This window comes from Endozoicomonas sp. (assembly GCF_051008435.1).
In the GTDB taxonomy this organism is placed as follows: domain Bacteria; phylum Pseudomonadota; class Gammaproteobacteria; order Pseudomonadales; family Endozoicomonadaceae; genus Endozoicomonas_A.
Genome location: NZ_JBPCXO010000451.1, coordinates 1 through 1,967, shown reverse-complemented (window position 1 = coordinate 1,967; position 1,967 = coordinate 1). Strand labels below are relative to the sequence as shown.

2 protein-coding genes are annotated in these 1,967 nt (G+C 48.2%); both read right to left on the bottom strand.

What is annotated here, in order from left to right; translation table 11 throughout:
• Nucleotides 1–165 precede the first annotated feature (165 nt).
• On the bottom strand, nt 166–681 hold the full coding sequence (locus tag ACR2PX_RS22395; protein ID WP_434001572.1) for a cyclin-dependent kinase inhibitor 3 family protein: 516 nt from the start codon (nt 679–681) through the stop codon (nt 166–168).
• Between the two features lie 68 nt (nt 682–749).
• Nucleotides 750–1,772 (bottom strand): ACR3 family arsenite efflux transporter, encoded by a 1,023-nt coding sequence (arsB, locus tag ACR2PX_RS22390; RefSeq protein ID WP_434001571.1) that lies wholly within the window; start codon nt 1,770–1,772, stop codon nt 750–752.
• Nucleotides 1,773–1,967: the final 195 nt, after the last annotated feature.

Genomic DNA, 1,967 nt, shown 5'->3' with positions numbered 1-1,967 from the left:
CATGTATTGTGAAAGGGTGCATCGTGCGGTAGTCGGGCGAGTAGTACTTCTCATTTTCATCCCTGATAAACAATCATTTGGGTCAATTATCAAATTTCGGAACACGCTGTCAATGCGTAAGTCCTAGTCATGAGTATTTGGGTTCAGGAACCCTCTTAATGACTTCTATTTATGACCGTGAGAGCGGGCAATCCGCTGAATATAGTCCTGTTGTAGAGGCGAACTGAATGCTCCCGGACGCTGCTCTTTGATCAGTTTAATGGATGAATCCAGCTCCATACCTCTTTCCAGCATGATCTGGGCAGCCACCAGGCCGGTTCTGCCAGAGCCTCCTTTACAGTGGATGGCAACCGACAGTCCCTCGTCAAGTAACTGATGTACTTGAGGTCCGGCAGCTGCCCAGGCCGATGCAAACACTTCTGTGGGGCCCTGATCATCTGCAATGGGCAGGTGGAACCACTGCATACCTTGCTGGGTGGTTTCCGTTTCCAGATGGGCAACCTGATTCTTTTCCATCTCTTCAAGCGTCATCAGGGTCAGGATTGCGCTGACTTCCTGATCTTTCAGTACGTTCAGAGCTTCGGGCAGAGATGAATCCTTAATTCCCGGGCAAGGTGTCAGTACCAGTTTTGCAGAACTCTCAGGAAGGGGAATGAACCAGAAAGGGTGGGTCGAATTCATAAGATTCTCTCAAACGGCTTGTTGAAGCAGGAGCGTTTTATACGCTCCTGCAGGTGGTTAGTCGGGTATCAGGCAGACTTCAAATCAGTGAATGACTGTCGTGTACGATTAGAATAGGCGACCAGTGACAGCATCACAGGCACTTCCACCAGAACACCAACGACCGTCGCCAGAGCGGCTCCGGAGTTCAGTCCAAAGAGACTGATTGCAACCGCAACAGCCAGTTCAAAAAAGTTGGAGGCACCGATCATTGCACCGGGTGAAGCAATACTATGGGGCTGCTTCCATTTCTTCATCCAGACATAGGTGATGGCAAAGATCAGATAAGTCTGGATGATCAGAGGAATCGCAATCAGGAATATATCCAGTGGATTGGCAATAATCGTGTTGGCCTGAATACCAAACAGAAGAATGACGGTGCCAATCAACCCGATGATTGAAAAGGGTTTGATGTGTGCTGAAAATCGATTCAAAGTGTTTTCGTTACGGACGGCTTTACGAGTCAACCACCCTGCGAGCAATGGAATGACAACAAACAGGCCGGCTGACAGCAACAAGGTTTCCCAGGGCACAAAGACTTCGGTCACTCCCAGCAGGAATGCTGCGAGAGGAGCAAAAGCTACCACCATAATCAGGTCGTTAATGGCTACCTGAACCAGGGTGTAATTAGGATCACCCTTGGTCAGCTGACTCCAGACAAAAACCATGGCAGTACAGGGCGCGACACCCAGCAGAATCATACCGGCAATATATTCTTTGCCCAGCTCCGGACTGATCCAGTCGCCAAAGAAGTAGCGAATAAACAGTACGGCCAGAAACGCCATAGTGAAGGGCTTGACCAGCCAATTAATGGTGACGGTAACAATTAAACCTCTTGGACGTCGATGGACGTTTTTTATGGCCGAAAAATCCACCTGCATCATCATTGGATAGATCATCAGCCAGATCAATACGGCGATGACCAGGTTGATGCTGGCATATTGCAATTCACCGAGCGCGTCAAAAAGTTGTGGAAACTGCAACCCGCCGAAAAGCCCTGCAAAAATACCCAGAGCAACCCAGATGCTGAGATAGCGTTCAAAAATACCCATGGCTGACCTCTTGTTCGCTAATCGTCGAATAACGATTTAATGGGTGTAAAAAAAAGTGAAAATATCCCCTGCTAGGAGTCTGTCGGACTTAGCCGACCGTAGCGAGAAAAAGTCCGGTTTGAGACAGTTTTTATGATTATTTGAGGCGAATAGCGAGCTATTCAACGAAAAGAATCATAAAAAATGGCCAAATCC

Bases quoted from the DNA above. Each gene is read 5' to 3' on its own strand.
- ACR2PX_RS22395 (WP_434001572.1), bottom strand. From the start codon at position 681: ATGAATTCGACCCACCCTTTCTGGTTCATTCCCCTTCCTGAGAGTTCT.
- arsB (WP_434001571.1), bottom strand. From the start codon at position 1,772: ATGGGTATTTTTGAACGCTATCTCAGCATCTGGGTTGCTCTGGGTATT.